The 19007-nt window shown below is 66.4% G+C and carries 20 protein-coding genes and 1 tRNA gene; 10 read left to right on the forward strand and 11 right to left on the reverse strand.

The features are described 5' to 3' along the window. Nucleotides 1–36 precede the first annotated feature (36 nt). The 8 genes from PIJ50_RS13375 (at nt 37) to PIJ50_RS13410 (ending at nt 8143) form a co-directional block, all read left to right on the forward strand. Complete coding sequence (locus tag PIJ50_RS13375) at nt 37–1353, forward strand: replication-associated recombination protein A (RefSeq protein ID WP_271975931.1); 1317 nt, start codon at nt 37–39, stop codon at nt 1351–1353. Between the two features lie 31 nt (nt 1354–1384). Beyond that, complete coding sequence (gene crcB, locus PIJ50_RS13380; protein WP_271975932.1) at nt 1385–1759, forward strand: fluoride efflux transporter CrcB; 375 nt, start codon at nt 1385–1387, stop codon at nt 1757–1759. Further along, nucleotides 1756–2784: an RluA family pseudouridine synthase gene (locus PIJ50_RS13385; protein ID WP_271975933.1), complete on the forward strand. Its 1029-nt coding sequence runs from the start codon at nt 1756–1758 to the stop codon at nt 2782–2784. Before crcB ends, PIJ50_RS13385 begins: the two co-directional genes overlap by 4 nt. After that, nucleotides 2781–3497 carry an ATP12 family chaperone protein gene (locus tag PIJ50_RS13390; protein WP_271975934.1) on the forward strand — a complete coding sequence of 239 codons (717 nt, stop codon included), beginning with the start codon at nt 2781–2783 and terminating at the stop codon, nt 3495–3497. Before PIJ50_RS13385 ends, PIJ50_RS13390 begins: the two co-directional genes overlap by 4 nt. 156 nt (nt 3498–3653) lie before the next feature. Then, nucleotides 3654–4670 carry an amino acid ABC transporter substrate-binding protein gene (locus tag PIJ50_RS13395; protein ID WP_271975935.1) on the forward strand — a complete coding sequence of 339 codons (1017 nt, stop codon included), beginning with the start codon at nt 3654–3656 and terminating at the stop codon, nt 4668–4670. Between the two features lie 111 nt (nt 4671–4781). Further along, nucleotides 4782–6029 carry an amino acid ABC transporter permease gene (locus PIJ50_RS13400; protein WP_271975936.1) on the forward strand — a complete coding sequence of 416 codons (1248 nt, stop codon included), beginning with the start codon at nt 4782–4784 and terminating at the stop codon, nt 6027–6029. A 1-nt stretch (nt 6030) separates the two neighbouring features. Next, nucleotides 6031–7347 (forward strand): amino acid ABC transporter permease, encoded by a 1317-nt coding sequence (locus PIJ50_RS13405; protein ID WP_271975937.1) that lies wholly within the window; start codon nt 6031–6033, stop codon nt 7345–7347. A 10-nt stretch (nt 7348–7357) separates the two neighbouring features. Beyond that, nucleotides 7358–8143 carry an amino acid ABC transporter ATP-binding protein gene (locus PIJ50_RS13410; protein WP_271975938.1) on the forward strand — a complete coding sequence of 262 codons (786 nt, stop codon included), beginning with the start codon at nt 7358–7360 and terminating at the stop codon, nt 8141–8143. A gap of 33 nt (nt 8144–8176) precedes the next feature. On the opposite strand, the gene PIJ50_RS13415 is transcribed toward PIJ50_RS13410, so the two are convergent. From PIJ50_RS13415 to rpmH, 10 genes are all read right to left on the reverse strand, one after another. After that, nucleotides 8177–8674, reverse strand: a complete 498-nt coding sequence (locus tag PIJ50_RS13415) for a SixA phosphatase family protein (RefSeq protein WP_271975939.1) — start codon at nt 8672–8674, stop codon at nt 8177–8179. Continuing rightward, complete coding sequence (gene argB / locus PIJ50_RS13420) at nt 8671–9549, reverse strand: acetylglutamate kinase (protein WP_271975951.1); 879 nt, start codon at nt 9547–9549, stop codon at nt 8671–8673. Before argB ends, PIJ50_RS13415 begins: the two co-directional genes overlap by 4 nt. Before the next feature lie 75 nt (nt 9550–9624). Then, nucleotides 9625–11385 (reverse strand): MFS transporter, encoded by a 1761-nt coding sequence (locus tag PIJ50_RS13425; RefSeq protein ID WP_271975940.1) that lies wholly within the window; start codon nt 11383–11385, stop codon nt 9625–9627. A 29-nt stretch (nt 11386–11414) separates the two neighbouring features. Beyond that, on the reverse strand, nt 11415–12062 hold the full coding sequence (gene yihA, locus PIJ50_RS13430; RefSeq protein ID WP_271975941.1) for a ribosome biogenesis GTP-binding protein YihA/YsxC: 648 nt from the start codon (nt 12060–12062) through the stop codon (nt 11415–11417). Then, nucleotides 12056–12790 (reverse strand): MOSC domain-containing protein, encoded by a 735-nt coding sequence (locus PIJ50_RS13435; protein WP_271975942.1) that lies wholly within the window; start codon nt 12788–12790, stop codon nt 12056–12058. The genes yihA and PIJ50_RS13435 overlap by 7 nt, the downstream gene beginning before the upstream one ends. Further along, the gene (gene yidC, locus PIJ50_RS13440) at nt 12787–14595 is read right to left on the reverse strand and encodes a membrane protein insertase YidC (RefSeq protein ID WP_271975943.1); all 1809 of its coding nucleotides are present in this window, start codon (nt 14593–14595) and stop codon (nt 12787–12789) included. The genes PIJ50_RS13435 and yidC overlap by 4 nt, the downstream gene beginning before the upstream one ends. 94 nt (nt 14596–14689) lie before the next feature. Then, nucleotides 14690–15556: a tRNA 2-thiocytidine(32) synthetase TtcA gene (gene ttcA / locus PIJ50_RS13445; protein ID WP_271975944.1), complete on the reverse strand. Its 867-nt coding sequence runs from the start codon at nt 15554–15556 to the stop codon at nt 14690–14692. Further along, nucleotides 15556–15786: a membrane protein insertion efficiency factor YidD gene (yidD, locus tag PIJ50_RS13450; RefSeq protein WP_271975945.1), complete on the reverse strand. Its 231-nt coding sequence runs from the start codon at nt 15784–15786 to the stop codon at nt 15556–15558. Before yidD ends, ttcA begins: the two co-directional genes overlap by 1 nt. Then, entirely contained in the window at nt 15783–16160 is a 378-nt protein-coding gene (gene rnpA, locus PIJ50_RS13455; RefSeq protein ID WP_271975946.1) for a ribonuclease P protein component, read from the reverse strand. Before rnpA ends, yidD begins: the two co-directional genes overlap by 4 nt. A gap of 22 nt (nt 16161–16182) precedes the next feature. Further along, nucleotides 16183–16317, reverse strand: a complete 135-nt coding sequence (rpmH, locus tag PIJ50_RS13460; RefSeq protein WP_271975947.1) for a 50S ribosomal protein L34 — start codon at nt 16315–16317, stop codon at nt 16183–16185. 239 nt (nt 16318–16556) lie between these two features. On the opposite strand from rpmH, the gene PIJ50_RS13465 reads away from it, so the two are divergent. Beyond that, nucleotides 16557–17915 carry a sensor histidine kinase gene (locus PIJ50_RS13465; protein ID WP_271975952.1) on the forward strand — a complete coding sequence of 453 codons (1359 nt, stop codon included), beginning with the start codon at nt 16557–16559 and terminating at the stop codon, nt 17913–17915. Between the two features lie 65 nt (nt 17916–17980). Continuing rightward, nucleotides 17981–18057 (forward strand) — tRNA-Arg (locus tag PIJ50_RS13470). Between the two features lie 487 nt (nt 18058–18544). On the opposite strand, the gene PIJ50_RS16445 is transcribed toward PIJ50_RS13470, so the two are convergent. Beyond that, nucleotides 18545–18817: a helix-turn-helix domain-containing protein gene (locus PIJ50_RS16445; RefSeq protein ID WP_442900742.1), complete on the reverse strand. Its 273-nt coding sequence runs from the start codon at nt 18815–18817 to the stop codon at nt 18545–18547. Nucleotides 18818–19007: the final 190 nt, after the last annotated feature.

The raw sequence follows: 19007 nt of genomic DNA on the forward strand, positions 1-19007 counted from the left end.
CTTTCCCTGCGGCCCTTGCGCACATATCTTGGGCGTATGGCCGATCTGTTCGACACCCTTCCCGAAGCCACCCCGTCGGACAACCGCCGTCCGCTGGCCGACCGCCTGCGCCCGCGCGCCTTGTCCGAGGTGGTGGGGCAGGGCAAGATCCTGTCGCCCGACGGCCCCTTGGGCGCCATGCTCGCCGCCGGCAGCCTGTCCTCCATCATCCTGTGGGGTCCGCCCGGCGTGGGCAAGACCACCATCGCCCGCCTTCTGGCCGATGAAACGGATCTGGCCTTCGTGCAGATCAGCGCGATCTTTGCCGGCGTGCCCGAACTACGGAAGGTGTTCGAAGCCGCCAAGCTGCGGCGGCGGAACGGGCAGGGGACCCTTCTGTTCGTGGATGAGATACACCGCTTCAACAAGGCGCAGCAGGACAGCTTCCTGCCACACATGGAGGATGGCACCATCCTTCTGGTCGGCGCCACCACCGAAAACCCATCTTTCGAGCTGAACGCCGCCGTTCTGTCGCGCGCGCAGGTCATCGTGCTGGAACGGTTGACGCTGGCCGACCTCGAACGCCTCGCCCAGCGGGCCGAGCAGGAGATGGGCCACGCCCTGCCGCTGGACGGGCCCGCCCGCGAATCGATGCTGGAGATGGCGGATGGCGACGGCCGCGCCCTTCTGAACCTGATCGAGCAGGTGAGTGCGTGGAAGCTGGACCGCATCCTCGACAAGCCCGCGCTGTCGGCCCGCCTGATGCGCCGCGCCGCGAAATACGACAAGAACGGAGAGGAGCATTACAACCTCATCTCTGCCCTGCACAAATCAGTGCGGGGGTCGGACCCGGACGCAGCGCTCTACTGGTTCGCGCGGATGCTGGAAGGGGGGGAGGATCCCCGCTACCTTGCCCGCCGCATCACCCGCATGGCGGTGGAGGACATTGCCCTTGCCGATCCAGACGCGCAGCGCATTTGTCTGGACGCGTGGAACACCTACGAACGTCTGGGCAGCCCCGAAGGGGAACTGGCGCTGGCGGGGGCCCTGGTGCACCTCTCGCTCGCCCCAAAGTCGAACGCCGTCTACACTGCCTTCAAGGCGGCCAAGGCCGCAGCCAAGCAGACGGGCAGCGAACCGCCCCCCCTGCATATCCGCAACGCGCCCACGAAGATGATGCGCGACATGGGATACGGGGCCGATTACGCTTACGACCATGACCAGCAGGACGGCTTTTCCGGGCAGAACTACTTCCCCGAAGGCATGAAGCGTCCGGTCTGGTATCTGCCGCCCGAACGGGGGTTCGAGCGTGAACTGAAGAAACGGGTCGAGTATTTCGCCAAGCTGCGGGCGAAACGGACCGGCGAAGGTTGACAATCCGGCAGCGGGAACGGAGACAGCGCCGATGCTCCTGACAGTTGGATATGTCGCGGCGGGCGGGGCCATCGGGTCCTCGCTGCGCTATCTGGTCAACATGGCGGCCCTTCGGATCGCCCCCGGCTTTCCCTGGGGAACGCTGGTGATCAACATCCTCGGCTGTGCGATCATGGGAGGACTGGCCACAACGCTGGCGATGAAGGGCGGGCAGCGGTTTTCGCCTTTCCTTCTGACCGGCGTGCTGGGCGGGTTCACCACGTTTTCGGCCTTTTCGCTGGACGCGATGAGATTGTGGGAACGGGGGCAGGTGCAGGCCGCGATCGCCTATGTGGGCGCATCCGTGATCCTGTCATTGTTGGCGGTGCTGGCCGGAGCGGCCTTGGCAAAAGGGGTGCTCGGATGAGCGTGAAGAATCTGACCGTGTCGGTGGACGAAGGCGAACAGCGGCTGGACAAGTGGTTCAAGCGCCGCTTTCCGCATGTGACGCAAGGGGCCGTGGAAAAGATGTGCCGCACGGGCCAGATCCGTGTCGATGGCGCCCGCGCCAAGGCCTCGGACCGGATCGAGCCGGGGCAGACCGTCCGCGTGCCCCCGCTGCCCGATCCCAACGACGACCGGCGCGACCTGCCGCAGCGCATCACCAACGCCGACGCGCAGATGATCCAGGACGCGGTCATCTACAAGGACGAACACCTGATCGTCCTGAACAAGCCGCCGGGACTACCGAGCCAGGGCGGTTCGGGGCAGGGGAACCGCCATGTCGACGGTTTGGCCGAAGCGCTGAAGTTCGGCTACAAGGACAAGCCGAAGCTGGTGCACCGGCTGGACAAGGACACCTCGGGCGTCCTGATGCTGGCCCGCACCGACCGCGTGGCGCGGGCGCTGTCCGAGGCGCTGCGCCATCGCAACGCCCGCAAGATCTACTGGGCGCTGGTCGCCGGTGTGCCCAACCCGAAGAAGGGCTCGATCAAGTACGGCCTGATGAAGGCCGGCGGCCGGGACGAGAAGATGGTCTGCGTCCATCCCGCCAAGATGAACGACCACCCGGACGCCAAGCGCGCCCACACGGACTATTTCGTGCTGTGGTTCCTGGCCACCCGCATGTCCTGGATGGCGCTGGAGCCGGTGACGGGCCGCACCCACCAGCTGCGCGCCCACATGGCCGAGATCGGGCACCCGATCCTTGGGGATGGCAAGTATGGCGGCGGCGGGCAGGAGAATCAGGGCGACGGTTGGGGTGGCGGCATCGGCGGCGAGATGAGCCGCAAGCTGAACCTGCACGCCCGCCAGCTGACGATCGAGCATCCGATCCTGAAAAAGGAGATGACCTTCGTGGCCGAACTGCCCGACCACATGGACCGCGCCTTCAAGATGCTGGACATGAAACCGGATGACGTCCCTGCCGACCCGTTCGAGGTGTTCGGATGAGCTGGGCGCCCAAGCGGTTCTGGAGCGATGTGACGGTGCGGCCCGAAGGCGCGGGCTTTGCCGTGCTTCTGGACGGCCGCCCGGTGCGCACGCCCGCCAAGACCCCCCTGATCCTGCCGAGCGAGGCGCTGGCCCGCGAGATCGCCGCCGAGTGGCAGGCGCAGGAGCGGGAGGTGCGGCCCGACCTCATGCCCGCCACCCGGCGCGCCAACTCGGCGTTCGACAAGGTGACGCCCCAGTTCGACGCAGTCGTGGGGGAGGTGGCGAAGTACGGCGCCACCGATCTTCTGTGCTACCGCGCCGAAGGGCCGGCGGAACTGGTCCGCCGCCAGCAGGTCTGGGACGAGGTTCTGCGCTGGGCCGCCACCCGCCTGCACGCGCCCTTGATCGTGACGGCGGGGGTGATTCCCTGCGCCCAGCCGCCCGAATCGCTGCAACGGCTGCGCGAACAGGTTGCGGGCTGCACGCCGTTCCAGCTTGTGGCCCTGCACGATCTGGTGGCGATGTCCGGATCCCTGCTCCTCGGACTGGCCGTGGCGCATGGGCATCTGACCGGCGCCGAGGCATTTGCCCTGTCCCGCTTGGACGAAACCTTCCAGGCGGAAGTGTGGGGCCATGACGAGGATGCAGCCGAAGCAACCGAGTTGCGGCTGAAGAGCTTCCTTGAGGCAGAACGATTTTTCTATTGTGTCGGTGACAATCTTGCTCAATAGATACGCGTATCCGGGGGGTTGCTGACGAATTCGGCAAACCGACCTGAATGGCTGGCTTGACGTGCGGAAAACTCCCGTCTGAAAGTGGAGAGGCGCGCTCAGGTCCGGGCGTAAGTGAAGGCCGCCGGCGCTGCGGTTCATCAGGAAGAGGTAAGCATGAAGAAGACTCTGTTTCTTGGCTCGCTGACGATGGCGGGCCTTGCGGCCAGCTTTGTTTCGGCCGCGACGCTGGACGACGTGAAGGCCCGTGGCGAACTTCTGTGCGGCGTGAACCCGGGCCTGACCGGTTTTGCCGCGCCCGACGCGAACGGCACCTGGTCCGGCTTCGACGTGGCGCTGTGCCGCGCGGTGTCCGCCGCCGTTCTGGGCGATGGCAACAAGGTGCGCTTCGTTCCCACCACCGGCGAGACGCGCTTCACGGCCCTGTCCTCGGGCGAAGTGGACCTCCTGGTCCGCAACACCACTTGGACCTATTCGCGCGACACCGACCTCGGCCTCGATTTCGCGGGCGTGAACTACTATGACGGCCAGGGCTTCATCGTCCGCAAGGATTTGGGCGTGACCTCGGCCAAGGAACTGGAAGGTGCCACCGTCTGCATCCAGACCGGCACCACGACCGAGCTGAACCTGGCCGACTACTTCGCCAGCAACGGCATGACCTACACCCCCGTCGCCGTGCAGTCGAACGCCGAGGGTGAGCAGCAGTATCTGGCCGGCGCCTGCGACACCTACACGACGGACGCCTCGGGCCTTGCCGCCACGCGCGCCTCGCTCGCCACGCCCGAAGACCACATCATCCTGCCCGAGATCATCTCCAAGGAGCCTCTGGGGCCGGCCACGCGTTCGGGCGACAGCCAGTGGAACGACATCGTCCGCTGGACGCTGAACGCGCTGATCGCCGCCGAGGAATACGGCGTCACCTCCGCCAATCTCGACGAGCTGGCCTCGTCCTCGCAGAACCCCGAAGTGCGCCGCCTGCTGGGCGTCGAGGGCAACCTGGGCGAGATGATGGGCCTCGACAACGACTGGGCCAAGCGCGCCATCGCCGTGGGTGGCAACTATGGCGAGATCTTCGCAGCCACGGTCGGCGAAGCGACCCCGATCGGTCTGGCCCGCGGCCTGAACGCCCAGTGGACGCAAGGCGGCCTGCTCTACGCTCCCCCCTTCCGCTAAAACCTCTACCCGCAGGGGCGCCGTCGCGCGCCCCTGCCCACAGACCAACAGGGACCTCCGCGGCGTAACATCGCCACCACATGGCGGAAGGTCCGAAACAGGGGGATGCTCATGGCCAATGCCGTGGAGAAGCCGAAGGATTCCTTTCGGCCGAGCATGTTGCTTTACGATACGCGCTACCGCTCGCTCACGATCCAGATCGTGGTCTTTGCCCTTTTCGTCGCGGCGGCCGCCTGGCTGATCGACAACACGGTGCGCAACCTTTCGGCGCTGGGCAAGGATTTCGACTTCGGCTTTCTGGGGGTGCGCGCGGGCTATGACATCGCCCAGCACCTGATCCCCTACACCCAGAACAGCACCCACGCGCAGGCGATGCTGGTCGGGCTTCTGAACACGCTGCTGATCGCCGTCATGGGCTGCGCACTGGCCACCGTGATCGGGGTGATCGTCGGCGTGCTGCGCCTGTCGTCCAACTGGCTCGTGGCCCGCCTGATGACGGTCTATGTGGAGATGTTCCGCAACGTCCCCGTCCTTTTGTGGATTCTGCTGTTCTACACCGTCTTCAGCGAAGCCTCCCCCACGCCCGCCGCCTTCCGCGGCGAGGATGGGCAGAGCATGCTGCTGGGCCTGTTCGCCGTCACGAACCGCTACACCGCCATCCCCGATGTTGCGGTCGAGCGCGGCTTCGGCACGCTGGACCTCGGCCTCTTCTCGCTGAACCTGACCTTTGCGGCCATCGTCGTGGTGCTGGCGGCCAGCTTCTACGTCCGCCACCGCCTGAAGGCGCGCGCCCGTGCGGTGCAGGAATCGACCGGCCGCCGTCCCAGCACGTGGTGGAAGTCGCTGCTGATCGTCGTCCTGCCGATCGCGCTGCTTTTGTGGGTCTTGGGCACGCATCTGCTGGTGCCGTCGCTGTCGGGCTTCAACTTCACGGGCGGCATCAACGTCCCGAACTCGTTCATGGCGCTGTGGCTGGCCTTGTCCTTCTACACCGGCGCCTTCATTGCCGAGATCGTGCGCGCCGGCATCCTGGCCGTGTCGCGCGGCCAGAGCGAGGCGGCCTTTGCCCTTGGCCTGCGCCCCCGCCGCACCATGAGCCTCGTGATCCTGCCGCAGGCGCTGCGCGTCATCGTGCCGCCGCTGATCTCGCAGTTCCTGAACCTGACCAAGAACTCCTCGCTCGCCATCGCCGTGGGCTATCTGGACCTGCGCGGCACCTTGGGCGGGATCACCCTGAACCAGACCGGACGGGAACTGGAATGCGTCCTGCTGATGATGCTGATCTATCTGGCCATCAGCCTGATCATCTCGGGCGGGATGAACGTCTACAACTCCCGCATTCGCCTGAAGGAGCGTTGAGATGAGCGACACCCACGCCCAAACCGTGCCCTTCGTCCGCGACACGATGCTGCCGCAGGCCGCACCCCCGGCCGGCCAGGCCGGCGCCGTCCGCTGGCTGCGCGAGAACCTGTTCTCCGGCTGGGTGAACACGGTGCTGACCCTTCTTGGCCTTCTGGCGCTGTTCGTGCTGGTGAAGGAAATGGCGCCGTGGTTCCTGCACAGCGTCTGGAACGCGAATACCCTCACGGAATGCCGCCAGATCGTTGCGGACCGCTGGGGCCCCGACGCCACGGGCGCCTGCTGGGCCATGATCCGCGAACGCTGGCCGCAGTTCCTCTTCGGCTTCTATCCGTCCAACCTGTATTGGCGGCCGGTGACGGCGCTGGTCCTGCTGTTCGTCGCCCTGGCCCCCGTCCTGTTCCCGGGCGTGCCGCGCCGGCTGATGGTGTTCTCGGTCCTGTATCCCTTCCTCGGCTTCTGGCTGCTGTGGGGCGGGTCGATCTGGCTGCCGGTGGTCGCCATCCTGGGCTTCGTGATCGGCTACGCTGTCTGGCGCGTGTTGCAACGGCGTTCGCCCCTGCTGGCCCTGCTGGGCGGCATCGTCGCCGCGCTGGTCTGGTGGCTGTTCCTTGCAGGTCCGGTGAACGAGGCGCTGACCTCCGCCCTTCCGCTGGGGCTGGAGATGGTGCGTTCCGACCGGTTCGGCGGCTTCGTCCTGTCGCTGACGATCGGCGTCGCGGCCATCTCGCTGTCCCTGCCGCTCGGCATAATGCTTGCGCTGGGTCGGCAGTCGGACATGTTCCTGATCAAGACGATGTCGGTCTGCTTCATCGAGTTCATCCGCGGGGTTCCTCTGATCACGCTGCTGTTCACGGCTTCGTTGCTGCTGAACTACTTCCTGCCGCCGGGGACGAACTTCGACATCATCCTGCGGGTCATCATCATGGTGACGCTGTTCGCCGCGGCCTACATCGCCGAGGTGATCCGGGGCGGTCTGGCGGCCCTGCCGCGCGGCCAGTACGAGGCGGGGAACGCGCTGGGCCTGAACTATTTCCAGGCGCAGCGGCTGATCATCCTGCCGCAGGCGCTGAAGATCTCCATCCCCGGGATCGTGTCGACCTTCATCGGCCTGTTCAAGGACACGACGCTGGTGATCTTCGTGGGCCTTCTGGACCCGCTGAAGGGCATCACCGACGCCGTCCGCGCCTCCACCGACTGGAAGGGCATCTACTGGGAGCCCTACATCTTCGTCGGCGCCATCTTCTTCCTCTTCTGTTTCGGCATGTCGCGCTACTCCATGCACCTGGAGCGCCGCCTGAAACGCGATCACCGTTAAGGAGCACGTCATGGAAACCATCGAACGCGCCATCGACCCAAGCCACATGAAGATCAGCGACGAGATCGCGATCCAGATCCGCGCGATGAACAAGTGGTACGGCCAGTTCCACGTCCTGCGCGACATCAACCTGACCGTGCACCGCGGCGAACGGATCGTGATCTGCGGGCCTTCGGGGTCGGGCAAGTCCACCCTGATCCGCTGCATCAACCGGCTGGAAGAGCATCAGTCCGGCCAGATCGTCGTGGACGGGACCGAGCTGACATCGGACCTGAAGAACATCGACACCGTCCGGTCCGAGGTCGGGATGGTGTTCCAGCACTTCAACCTGTTCCCGCACCTGACCATCCTGGAGAACTGCACCCTGGCGCCGATCTGGGTCCGCAAGGTCCCGAAGGAAGAGGCCGAGGAGACGGCCATGCACTTCCTGCGCAAGGTGAAGATCCCGGATCAGGCGCACAAGTATCCGGGACAGCTGTCGGGCGGCCAGCAGCAGCGCGTGGCCATCGCGCGGTCCTTGTGCATGAAGCCGCGGATCATGCTGTTTGACGAGCCGACCTCCGCCCTCGACCCCGAGATGATCAAGGAGGTGCTGGACACCATGATCTCCCTCGCCGAGGAGGGGATGACCATGCTGTGCGTCACGCACGAGATGGGCTTCGCCCAAGCCGTCGCGAACCGCGTGGTGTTCATGGACCAAGGCCAGATCGTGGAGCAGAACACCCCGAGGGAGTTCTTCAACAACCCGCAGTCGGAGCGGACGAAGATGTTCCTGAGCCAGATCCTGGGCCACTGAAACAAGAAAAGCGCCCCGCGGGGCGCTTTTTGCTTACAGGTCCCGCGGCACCGTGAAGGCCACGGGACGCGCCATGGCATAGCCCGCCTCGGACCAGTCCTCCACCGGAAGCTCCGCGACCAACGCGGCGGCAGTGGGGAACCGCTCGAAGCCGTCATGGGCAGGACGGGTCTGCACCATCAGGCCCGCGAACTCTCCCAACCCCGGATTGTGGCCGATGATCGCCACGGCCTGTCCTGTCGCCCGGCGCAGCTGCGACAGGATCGTGTCCGGCCCCGCATGATACAGCGCCGGGATCAGCGTCGGCGCCACGTCCCCGAGGAACGGCGCGATCAGCGCCCAAGTGTCCTGCGTGCGTGTGGCGTCCGAACACAGTACCTCGTCCGGCCGGACGCCCTGCGCGGCCAGCCAGGCCCCGATCTTGGGCGCGGCGTCCCGGCCCCGGCGGGCCAGCACGCGCTGGTGATCGGTCAGCAGCGGATCGTCCCAGTCGGACTTGGCGTGCCGGATCAGGATCAGGCGGCGCATCAACGGATCCGCGGCTTCACGCGCGGCTCCGTCGTGCGGATCATGGAACCCGCGCCATGGTCGGTGAACAGTTCCAGAAGGCAGGCGTTGGGCACCCGGCCGTCCAGGATGACGACGGCGCGCACGCCTTCCTCGATCGCCTGCAGGGCGGTTTCGGTCTTCGGGATCATGCCGCCCGCGATCGTCCCATCCTCGATCATGGCGCGCACGTCGTCCGGGGTCAGCTGGGTCACCACCTCGCCTGTCTTGTTCTTGACGCCCGACACGTCGGTCAGCAGCAGCAGGCGGTCGGCCTGCAGCGCGCCGGCAATGGCGCCGGCGGCGGTGTCGCCGTTGACGTTGAACGTCTCGTTGTCCTCCATCCCCGTCGCGACGGGAGCCACGACCGGGATCATCCCCGCAGCGTACAGGTCGCGCAGCACCTGCACGTTCATCTCCACCGGCTTGCCGACGAAGCCCAGCTCCGGATCGTCCGCGACGGCCACCATCAGGTCGTCGTCCTTGCCCGAAATGCCGACCGCGCGGCCGCCCTGGTCGTTGATGGCCTGCACGATGCGCTTGTTGACGAGGCCGCACAGCACCATCTCCACCACCTCAACGGTGGCCTTGTCGGTCACGCGCTTGCCCCGCACGAATTCCGACTTGATCCCCAGCCGGGCCAGCAGGTCGTTGATCATCGGGCCCCCGCCATGCACCACGACGGGGTTCAGGCCCACCTGCCGCATCAGCACGATGTCGCGCGCGAACTCGGCCATCGCATCCTCGTCCCCCATGGCGTTGCCGCCGAACTTCACGACAACGACCGCCCCCGCATAGCGTTGCAGATAGGGGAGGGCTTCGGACAACGTCTTGGCGGTGGTGATCGAATCGCGCATCATGGCAAGCTGCTTCTTCATCGGGAATCCTCGGGGTTCGCGCTCAGGACTAGCGGCTTTGACCGGGTCTGCCAAGGATCACGGAACCTTCGGGGGGATGATGATGTCGTCGGTGACGGGCACCGTCTGACGTTCGATCATGCGGTGAACATGGGGGCGTTCGGGCCCGCGATGCAGCTTCAGAAGCTGGTCGAAGCTTTCCACATCGGCCTGCGTGCGTCGGATGTTGTGGCGGATGTATTCGGCCCAAGTCGGCACGTGATAGGTTTCGATCCAGATGTCGGGGTTTTCCAGATCGCGCAGCAGCGACCATTGCCGCGCCCCGTCCCGGATGCGCACGCGACGGCGCTGGGCCATGGCCTTCAGGAAGGCCTCGGTGTTCTCGGGCGGGATGTCCCAGTCCACCATGATCATGATGGGCCCCGACTGCGCCTTCAGGTCCAGCCGCAGGGCGGGGGCGCTGAACCGGTTCGCGGGATCGAGGTTGATGTCCGAAAAGTCGGGCATGGGCCAGACCCGCCCCAGAAGGCAGCCGCCCAGCAGCAGGGCCGCCGCCAGCAAAAGCGCGGTGGGGATGGAGATGTCCTCGGCCAAGGCACCCCAGATCCAGCTGCCGATGGCCATGCCGCCGAAGGTCGCCGTCTGATAGATCGACAGCGCGCGCCCCACCACCCAGCGGGGGGTGGCCAGCTGCACCGACACGTTGAACAGCGACAGCGCGCTGACCCAGGCCGAACCGGCCAGCATCAGGCCCAGGATGGTCAATGGCCGTGCGGTCGAAAAGGCGACGATGACCAGCCCCACCGCATTCACGGCAAAGGCGCCAGCGATCAGCGTTTCGATCCGCAGATGGGCGCGCAGGCGGGGCGAGGCGAGCGCCCCGGCGATGGCGCCCAGCCCGAAGGCGCCCAGCATCAGGCCGAAGGTTTCCGCCTCGGCCCCCAGGATGTCGCGGGTGATGACGGGCAGCAGCGCCAAGGAGGCGACAGAGCCGGTGCCGAAGATCAGCCCCCGCAGGATCACGCGCGACAGGTTCGGCGACAGCGCGACATAGCGGATGCCGACGGCCATAGCGTGCCCCAGCCGCTCGGGCGGCAGGATGCGCCGCTCCTGCGGGCTTTGCCAGCGGGCGAGGGCCCAGATCACGGCGGTGTAGCTGACGGCGTTCAGGGCGAAGGCGGCGGCGGGCCCGGCGCTGGCCACGATCAGACCCCCGACGGCCGGCCCGATCGACCGCATGAGGTTGAAGCTCATGGAATTCAGGGTGATGGCCGCGGGCAGATCCTCGCGCGGGACAAGATCGCGCATGGAAGCCTGCCATGAGGGCAGGTGCATCGCGTTGCCGCAGCCCAGAAGGAAGGTGAAGGCCAGAAGCGTCCAGGGCGTCAGCAGCCCGAGGAACGCAACCACCGCCAGCAGGGCCGAGATGACCAGAAGAAAGCTTTGCGCCGCCAGCATGACGCGGCGGCGGGGGAAGTTGTCGGCAAGCGCGCCCGCGGCCACCGCCAGGATCATCACCGGCAGGGTGGTGGAGGCCTGCACCAGCGCCACCATGTCGTGCGACGGCGTCAGCAGCGCCATCTGCCAGCCCGCGCCCACGTTCTGGATCAGGGTCCCAAGATTGGCGACCAGCGTCGCGGTCCAGATCATCCGGAAGGCCGGATGCTTCAGCGGCACGAAGGGCGAGGTGGAGGCCTTGCCCGGCGTGGCGGTCCCGCTGGCCCCCGGATCGGCCGAGGCGGGGGAGGTCGGTCCTCCGCGTTCGGCGCCGGTGCGCGTGTCGGGGGCGGGCTGTTCGAAACGGTCGGGGGCGGGGGTGTCGCGTTCGTCGGCTGGCATGGGTCTCCTCCGCCCCGTGACCTAGTGCGTCATTGCAGCGAGGCGATGATCGCGCGCAGGGTTTCGATGCCGTCCCCCTTTTCCGAGCTTGTGACCACCAGTTCCGGGAAGGCGGCAGGGTGCTTTTGCAGCGCCCCTTTCACCTGTTCGATCGTGGCCTCACGCTCTGCCCGGCTGACCTTATCGGCCTTGGTCAGCACGGTCTGGAAGGTCACGGCGGACTTGTCCAGAAGGCTCATGATCTCGTCATCGACCTTCTTCACGCCATGGCGGGTGTCGATCAGCACAAAGGCGCGGCGCAGGGTGGTGCGGCCCGCCAGATAGCTTTTCAAAAGCGCCTGCCACTTCGCCACGATCGCGACCGGCGCCTCGGCATAGCCGTAGCCCGGAAGGTCGACGAGGTATTTCTCCTCGCCAAGCGTGAAGAAGTTGATCTCCTGCGTGCGGCCGGGGGTGTTGGACGCGCGGGCCAGCGACTTGCGCCCCGTCAGCGCGTTGATCAGGCTCGATTTGCCGACGTTGGAGCGTCCGGCGAAACACACCTCCACCCGGTCGGCGGGGGGCAGGCCCGACATGGCGACGACGCCTTTGACGAAGTCCACGGGGCCGGCGAACAAGAGGCGGCCGCGTTCGCGCGCGAAGTCGTCCGGTTCGGGGGCAAGGGTGAAGGTCAGCATGGGCGCACCGTATCTCCTCTGGCGATCTCGCCGCCACGGATCACGCGTGCATAGACGCCGAAATCGCGATGGCCGTAATGGGTGAACAGGGCCGCCAGCGTGTCGGCGTCGACATGGCCCGTGTCGGGGTTGGCGGTGGTGGCCTTGCAGCGGGTGATCCGCTCCTCGATCCGCAGGACGGTGTCGCCGATGGCGATGTTTTGCCCGATCATGTCGAATTCGGCCCAGGGGGTCAGGCCGTCCAGCCACAGGTTGCCGCGCCAGCGGTGGATCGACAGGTCCGTGCCCATCCGCGCCGACAGATCGGCCAGCGAGGACAGGGACAGGATCGACACCGACGGAAACTCGCTGTCCGTCATGCCGCGATCCGCTTGCATGATCCGGGCGGACGCCGCGCGGTGGGCGGGCATCAGGGGGCGCACCCAGTCCAGAAAGCGGGGCAGGTCCGCGCCCTCGTCCGGGCAAAAGGCAAGGTCCGGGCGGTCCGGGTGGGACAGGGTGACGATGTCCCCCTCCAGCCGGGCCGTGATGGCCATCAGGGCAGGGGCCTTCGCCCCGCGCGAGAAGTTGGCGCAGTGCATCCAGCCGTCCGTGATCTTCGCCGCCTCATGCGCGACGGCCCAGTGGCGGTCGAAGGGCAGGCAGGCGCCGGCCGAAAGCAGAACGGACGCGATCTCCTCGCGTCCGTGTGCCTTGATCGGGTGCCGCCAGATGGAGGACAGGATCATTTCTTGCGTTTGCTCTTCTGCTCGATGGCGGCGGCGGTGGCTTCGGCCGCCTTCTTCCGCTTGAAGCTGGTCCGGATGTTCCCGAACACGTCCGGCCGCGATCCGTGGCTGGTCATGATCAGGTATTGCTGGCCGAAGGTGATCAGGTTGTTCGTGATCCAGTAGAGGACGAGACCGCTGGCGAAGTGGCCCAGCATGAACATGAAGACCCAGGGCATCCAGGCGAAGATCATCTGCTGCGTCGGATCCGGGGGCGCCGGGTTCAGCTTCTGCTGCAGCCACATGGAGATGCCCAGAAGGATGGGCAGCACGCCGATGAAGACCATGGCCAGCGTGGTCCCCGCCTCGGGCGCGGCCCAGGGCAGAAGGCCGAACAGGTTGAACAGCGACGACGGATCGGGCGCCGACAGATCCTGCAGCCAGCCGAAGAAGGGGGCGTGGCGCAGTTCGATCGTGACCAGGATCACCTTGTAGAGCGAGAAGAAGATCGGGATCTGCAGCAGGATCGGCAGGCAGCCCGCCGCGGGGTTGACCTTCTTTTCCTTGTAGAGAGTCATCATCTCCTTCTGGAGCTTCGCGCGGTCGTCGCCCGCACGTTCCTTCAGGGCCTCCATCTCGGGCTGGAGTTCCTTCATCCGCGCCATGGACACGTAGGACTTGTAGGCCAGCGGCAGAACCAGCGCCTTCAGAAGGAAGGTCAGCGCGATGATGGACACGCCCATGTTGCCGATATGCGCGTTCAGCCAGTGCAGGACGTGGAAGATCGGCTTCGTCAGGAAGAAGAACCAGCCCCAGTCGATGGAATCGATGAAGCCCGGAACGCCTTGGTCGTTCTGGTAGTGACGGATCGTGGCCCATTCCTTGGCGCCCGCAAAGACGCGCTGCGAGGATTCGATCGTGGCGCCCGGCGCGACCGTCATGACAGGCATGCGGGTTTCGGTCGTGAACACGTCCTGCTGGGCGAGGTATTTCTCCACGGCCGTGAAGGCCTGGCCCTGCTGCGGGATGAGGGTGGTCATCCAGTAGTGGTCGGTGAAGCCGATCCAGCCATCGGCCGTCGCCTCGTGCAACTCGGCCTGCGCGCCTTCGCGCGGCACTTGCGGAAGGTCGCGGACGGCCTTGTACTTCGTCTCCATCAGCTCGCCATCGACGCGGCCGACGACGCCTTCATGCAGCACGAAGAAGCCCTGCAGGTCGACCGGCGTGCCGTGGCGCGCGATCATGCCATAGGGGGCCAGACGCTGTTCGGCCGTTCCGGTGTTCTGCACGCGGTCGGTGACCGTGAACATGTATTGCTGATCGACCGCGATGGTGCGCGTGAAGACAAGGCCCGCCGGGCTTTGCCATTGCAGCGTCACCGGCGTGTCGGGCGTCAGCGTGCCCTGGCCCTGCACGGACCAGACCGTGTCCGGACCCGGCACGTCGGGGAAGTCGAGACCGCCGGCCGGCACCCAGCCCTGCAGGGTGTAGTAGGCGTGATCCTCACCCACCGGGGTCAGAAGGCGCACGTTGTCCGAATTGTCGTCCAGCGTGACGTGATAGCCCTTCAGCAGCAGGTCGTCGATCCGCCCCCCTTGGGTGGAGATCGAGCCCGACAGTTCCGGCGTGTCGATGGAGATGCGGGGCGCATCGGCCGGCGCGGGGGCGTCGGCCTGCTGCGTCACGGGCGTGTCTTCCATCGTGCTGACGGCGTCCGGTTCGGCAGGGTCGTTCGCCTGCTGTTCCGGTGGGAACAGCCAGAACCATCCCAGCATCACCAGAAGGCTGAGGACGATCGCGAGGATGAGGTTCTTGGTGTTTTCCATGAGGCCGATAGCGCCTTTTTCAGTCCGCGGGTCAGCGGTGGTTCAACAGAAGGGGGGGGCAAAGGTCAAGCCTTTTCCCCCGGGGCGCACGGCGTCATTCGGCCGCGCGAAGGCTGGGCGGGACGTCGGAACCGGCCGTGCCGGCCATCAACCCCGCGAAATCGAACAGGGTCGGGTCCAGCAGGTGCGAAGGCTGGGCCTTCATCAGGGCGCGGAACATGATCTGGCGGCGGCCCGGATGGCGCGCCTCCCACCCGTCCAGAAGCTGCTTCACCTGCTGGCGCTGCAGCCCGTCCTGCGATCCGCACAGGTCGCAGGGGATGATGGGATAGTTCATGGCGGTGGCGAAGGCCTCGCAATCCGCCTCGGCCACGAAGGCGAGGGGGCGGTGCACGAACAGATCCCCATCCTCGTTCAGAAGGCGCGGCGGCATGGTGGCCAGCCGCCCCCTGTGGAACAGGTTCATGAAGAACGTCTCGAGGATGTCGTCGCGGTGATGGCCCAGCACGACGGCGGAACAACCTTCCTCGCGCGCGATGCGATACAGGTTGCCGCGGCGCAGGCGCGAACACAGCGCGCACATGGTCCGGCCCTGCGGGACCTTGTCCATCACCACCGAATAGGTGTCGCGGTATTCAATCCGGTGGGGCACGCCCATCCGGGTCAGGAAGTCGGGCAGAACGGTCGCGGGGAAGTTCGGCTGTCCCTGGTCCAGATTGCAGGCCAGCAGGTCCACGGGCAGCAGGCCGCGCCACTTCAGTTCGGTCAGAACCGCCAGAAGGGTGTAGCTGTCCTTGCCGCCCGACAGGCAGACCAGCCAGCGGTCCCCAGGCGTGATCATGCCATAGGTGCCCATCGCGTCCCGCACCTCGCGCACAAGGCGCTTGCGCAGCTTGCGGAACTCCGTCGTCTTGGGGGCTTCGTGGAACAGCGGGTGGATGTCGTCGGCCTCGTCCAGCATCAGCGTTTCCTTTCGGGCACGGGGTCGTAGCCGGATCCGCCAAGGGGGTGGCACCGGGCCAGACGGCGCAGCGTCAGCCATGTGCCGACAAGCGCCCCGCGCTTTTCCAGCGCCTCCAGCGCATAAACGGAACAGGTGGGCTGGAAGCGGCAAGCATGCCCGACCCAGGGCGACAGCAGCAACCGATAGGCCCGGACCGGCAGGGCGGCCAGATGGGCCAGCGGGCTCACTTGTGGACCTGGCGCAGGGCCAGCCGCAGATCCTCGCGCAGAGCGGCGAAATCCCGGGTGGCGGTGGTGCCCGGACGGCCCACCAGCACGTAGTCCCAGCCGGGCCGGCCGGCCTCGGTCAGCACAAGGCGCGCGATCTCGCGCAGGCGGCGCTTGGCGCGGTTGCGGGCCACGGCGTTGCCCAGCTTCTTGGAACAGGTGAAGCCGACCCGCATCGGGCCGTCATCGTCGCGCGCGCGGGCCTGCAGCAGAAAGCCCTGCGCCCCCTGCCGCCGTGCCTGCGCCGCCCGCAGGAAATCCGCCCGTTGTGCCAGGATCTGCATGATCACCCCCGGACATGACAAGGCCGCCGGCATCTTTCGAACCGGCGGCATGTCAGGTCGTCGTCCCGAAAGATCAGGCCGACAGCTTGGCGCGGCCCTTGGCACGGCGGGCGTTCAGAACCGCGCGACCACCTTTGGTGGCCATGCGGGCGCGGAAGCCGTGACGGCGGGCGCGAACCAGGTTCGACGGTTGAAACGTGCGCTTCATTGCGAAACTCCATAAGACGGACTTGCCCGAGTGCCGCTTGTGGGATTCGGACGTCATGTATTCGAAGCCCGCCTCATAAGCGGACAGGCGGTCCAAGTCAACCGCCGCGTCGTTCTGCCCTTTGAGACGGCGCGACGGCGGTTTATGTAGTGACGGCATCGCGAGGGTGCCAATCGGGGTTGGACAGGGTGAAGATCGGACGATCGGGCTTTCTGAATTCTCTTTCGGGCCGTTTCCTCATGCTGACGGTGGTCTTCGTCCTTCTGGCGGAGGTGCTGATCCTTGTGCCGTCGATCGCGCGGTTCCGGCAAGATTATCTGCAGATGCGGCTGGAAAAGGCGCAGCTGGCCAGCCTTGCGCTGCTGACGACGGACGACACCATCTCCCCCCAGCTGGAGAAGGAGCTTCTGGACAACGCGGGCGTGTACAACGTGGTGCTGCGGCGCGACGCGGTGCGCCAGCTGGTCCTGTCCTCGCCCATCCCCCAGCCCATCGACGAGACGTTCGACCTGCGCATGATCAGCCACGCCGCCCTGATCCGCGACGCGCTTCAGGATTTCGCCGATCCGACGAATCGGGTGATCCGCGTGATCGGCAACCCGGTGGAGCAGGGGGGCGACCTGATCGAGGTGGCGATGTCCACCGCCCCCCTTCGCACCGCAATGATCGACTACAGCCTGCGGATCCTCGTGATCTCGGCCGCGATTTCGATCGTGACGGCGGCGATCCTGTTCGTCGCCGTGCAGAAGCTGATGGTGCTGCCGATCCGCCGGCTGGTCGCCTACATGGCCGTCTATGCAGAGGCGCCCGAGGACGCGCGCCGCACCATCCAGCCCAACACCCGCATCACCGAGATCCGCGAGGCCGAGGAGGCGCTGCGGTCCATGCAGACCCAGCTGACCGGCAACCTTCGCCAGAAGGAGCGTCTGGCCCAGCTGGGCGGGGCCGTCGCCAAGATCAGCCACGACCTGCGCAACATCCTGACCTCGGCCCAGCTGTTCGCCGACCGAATCGGCAACAGCGTGGACCCGGTGGTGGCGCGTTCGGCGCCGAAGCTGGTGAATTCGATCACCCGCGCGGTGTCCCTGTGCGAAACGACGCTGGCCTTCGGCAAGGCCGAGGAGCCGCCGCCCTCCATGACCCGATTCTCCCTCCGCATGCTGGTGGACGAGGTGCTGGAGGCCGAACTGCCGGAGGAAGGCGTGGTGGCCCCCGTTCTGGACGTGCCGGCGGGCCTGATGATCCGTGCAGACCGCGAGCAGCTCTATCGCGTGCTGTCGAACCTTCTGCGCAACGCCCGCCAGGCGATCGAGGCCACGGGCGAGCCGGGTAACATCGAGGTGGCCGGCGGCGAGGCGGACGCCGAATGGTGGGTGCGTGTGGGCGACACCGGCCCCGGCCTGCCCCCCAAGGCGCGCGAGCATCTGTTCACCGCCTTTCAGGGCGGGGCGCGCAAGGGGGGCTCAGGCCTCGGCCTTGCCATCGCGTCCGAACTGGTGCGCGGCCATGGCGGACGGCTGGAACTCCTCAACTCCGGCGAGACGGGGACCGAGTTCCTGATCCGCCTGCCGAAGGGCGAAACGCTGGGCTCTGCGTGATTTTTACATCCTTGTCGTTTTTCCACTTGCGGACCCCCCCGCTGATCGGTAAATCGCCTCTCAACGGACCCGTAGCTCAGCTGGATAGAGCATCAGACTACGAATCTGAGGGTCGGGCGTTCGAATCGCTCCGGGTCCGCCATCCCTCTTCTTGTGAACACCGCGCAAAACTGCCTTCTGCGTCACGAAACTACCTCGTGCGTGTGTGTCCGACATTTCCCGTTCGCGCCCTTCTGATCCGCCAAGTGGCGAAGCCATCCGTGCTTTTCACTTTGGATGACCTCATGTCATCCGAAGGGCAAAGCAGGGTGGGCGCAGCCCGGCCTGCGGCCGGACGGTGATCTGACACACGGGGCCGGAGCGGTGAAATTAGGAGGGGCCCGCGCCCTGGCGCGGGAGGAACCGGATTTTTCCGTGGAGGCTGACGCGCAGCGGCACCAGAGCCCGTGTTCAGAGCGCCGGCCGGATGGCAGGCGGACCTAAGAAATGGAAAGGTGTCAGGAGCGCCAGAGCGGAGCGGAGGCGCGGCTGTCCTTCGGATCAGCGATCGCGGCCACTACCGCGATCTCCGCATCAGCTTCCGAGGCCGCAGGGGCAGGGGTAGAGGATGAAGAAAGAGCCCAAAGCCGTCATTCGGGGGAGGCCTTTTCTGTCGAAAGGAATTGCTGCCGGTATGCGACGGGTGACAGGCCCGTCCTGGTGCGGAAGTGGTGACGCAATGCATGAGCGGACGCAAATCCCACGGCGACTGCAACCTCCTCGATGCCCAGACGCCCTCTGCACAGCAGAACTTTGGCTGCCTCTACACGTTCCTCGATCAACCAGCCGCCGGGTGTGACGCCGGTCGCGTCGCGGAAGCGGCGGAGAAAGGTGCGAAGGCTCATCCCGCTTTCTCGCGCCATGCGCTTGACGGGCCAATCCTGGTCCAGCCTTTCGCGCAGCCGGTCGAGGAGCGGCGCGATCTGGCCCCCGCGTTGGACTGGCACCGGCCGTTGCAGGAATTGTGCCTGCCCGCCTGTCAATCGGCGCGCAAAACTGACCCCTTATCGGCGCCCAATATTGACCCCCCTGATGCGGTTTGCGCGGGGCCTG

The sequence above is a fragment of the Falsirhodobacter sp. 20TX0035 genome (assembly GCF_028307215.1).
In the GTDB taxonomy this organism is placed as follows: Bacteria; Pseudomonadota; Alphaproteobacteria; order Rhodobacterales; family Rhodobacteraceae; genus Falsirhodobacter.

What these genes read in the sequence shown, in the direction of transcription:
- PIJ50_RS13375 (WP_271975931.1), top strand. Translation starts at nt 37, where the DNA reads ATGGCCGATCTGTTCGACACCCTTCCCGAAGCCACCCCGTCGGACAAC.
- crcB (WP_271975932.1), top strand. Translation starts at nt 1,385, where the DNA reads ATGCTCCTGACAGTTGGATATGTCGCGGCGGGCGGGGCCATCGGGTCC.
- PIJ50_RS13385 (WP_271975933.1), top strand. Translation starts at nt 1,756, where the DNA reads ATGAGCGTGAAGAATCTGACCGTGTCGGTGGACGAAGGCGAACAGCGG.
- PIJ50_RS13390 (WP_271975934.1), top strand. Translation starts at nt 2,781, where the DNA reads ATGAGCTGGGCGCCCAAGCGGTTCTGGAGCGATGTGACGGTGCGGCCC.
- PIJ50_RS13395 (WP_271975935.1), top strand. Translation starts at nt 3,654, where the DNA reads ATGAAGAAGACTCTGTTTCTTGGCTCGCTGACGATGGCGGGCCTTGCG.
- PIJ50_RS13400 (WP_271975936.1), top strand. Translation starts at nt 4,782, where the DNA reads ATGGCCAATGCCGTGGAGAAGCCGAAGGATTCCTTTCGGCCGAGCATG.
- PIJ50_RS13405 (WP_271975937.1), top strand. Translation starts at nt 6,031, where the DNA reads ATGAGCGACACCCACGCCCAAACCGTGCCCTTCGTCCGCGACACGATG.
- PIJ50_RS13410 (WP_271975938.1), top strand. Translation starts at nt 7,358, where the DNA reads ATGGAAACCATCGAACGCGCCATCGACCCAAGCCACATGAAGATCAGC.
- argB (WP_271975951.1), bottom strand. Translation starts at nt 9,549, where the DNA reads ATGATGCGCGATTCGATCACCACCGCCAAGACGTTGTCCGAAGCCCTC.
- PIJ50_RS13425 (WP_271975940.1), bottom strand. Translation starts at nt 11,385, where the DNA reads ATGCCAGCCGACGAACGCGACACCCCCGCCCCCGACCGTTTCGAACAG.
- yihA (WP_271975941.1), bottom strand. Translation starts at nt 12,062, where the DNA reads ATGCTGACCTTCACCCTTGCCCCCGAACCGGACGACTTCGCGCGCGAA.
- PIJ50_RS13435 (WP_271975942.1), bottom strand. Translation starts at nt 12,790, where the DNA reads ATGATCCTGTCCTCCATCTGGCGGCACCCGATCAAGGCACACGGACGC.
- yidC (WP_271975943.1), bottom strand. Translation starts at nt 14,595, where the DNA reads ATGGAAAACACCAAGAACCTCATCCTCGCGATCGTCCTCAGCCTTCTG.
- ttcA (WP_271975944.1), bottom strand. Translation starts at nt 15,556, where the DNA reads ATGCTGGACGAGGCCGACGACATCCACCCGCTGTTCCACGAAGCCCCC.
- rnpA (WP_271975946.1), bottom strand. Translation starts at nt 16,160, where the DNA reads ATGCCGCCGGTTCGAAAGATGCCGGCGGCCTTGTCATGTCCGGGGGTG.
- rpmH (WP_271975947.1), bottom strand. Translation starts at nt 16,317, where the DNA reads ATGAAGCGCACGTTTCAACCGTCGAACCTGGTTCGCGCCCGCCGTCAC.
- PIJ50_RS13465 (WP_271975952.1), top strand. Translation starts at nt 16,557, where the DNA reads ATGCTGACGGTGGTCTTCGTCCTTCTGGCGGAGGTGCTGATCCTTGTG.
- PIJ50_RS16445 (WP_442900742.1), bottom strand. Translation starts at nt 18,817, where the DNA reads ATGGCGCGAGAAAGCGGGATGAGCCTTCGCACCTTTCTCCGCCGCTTC.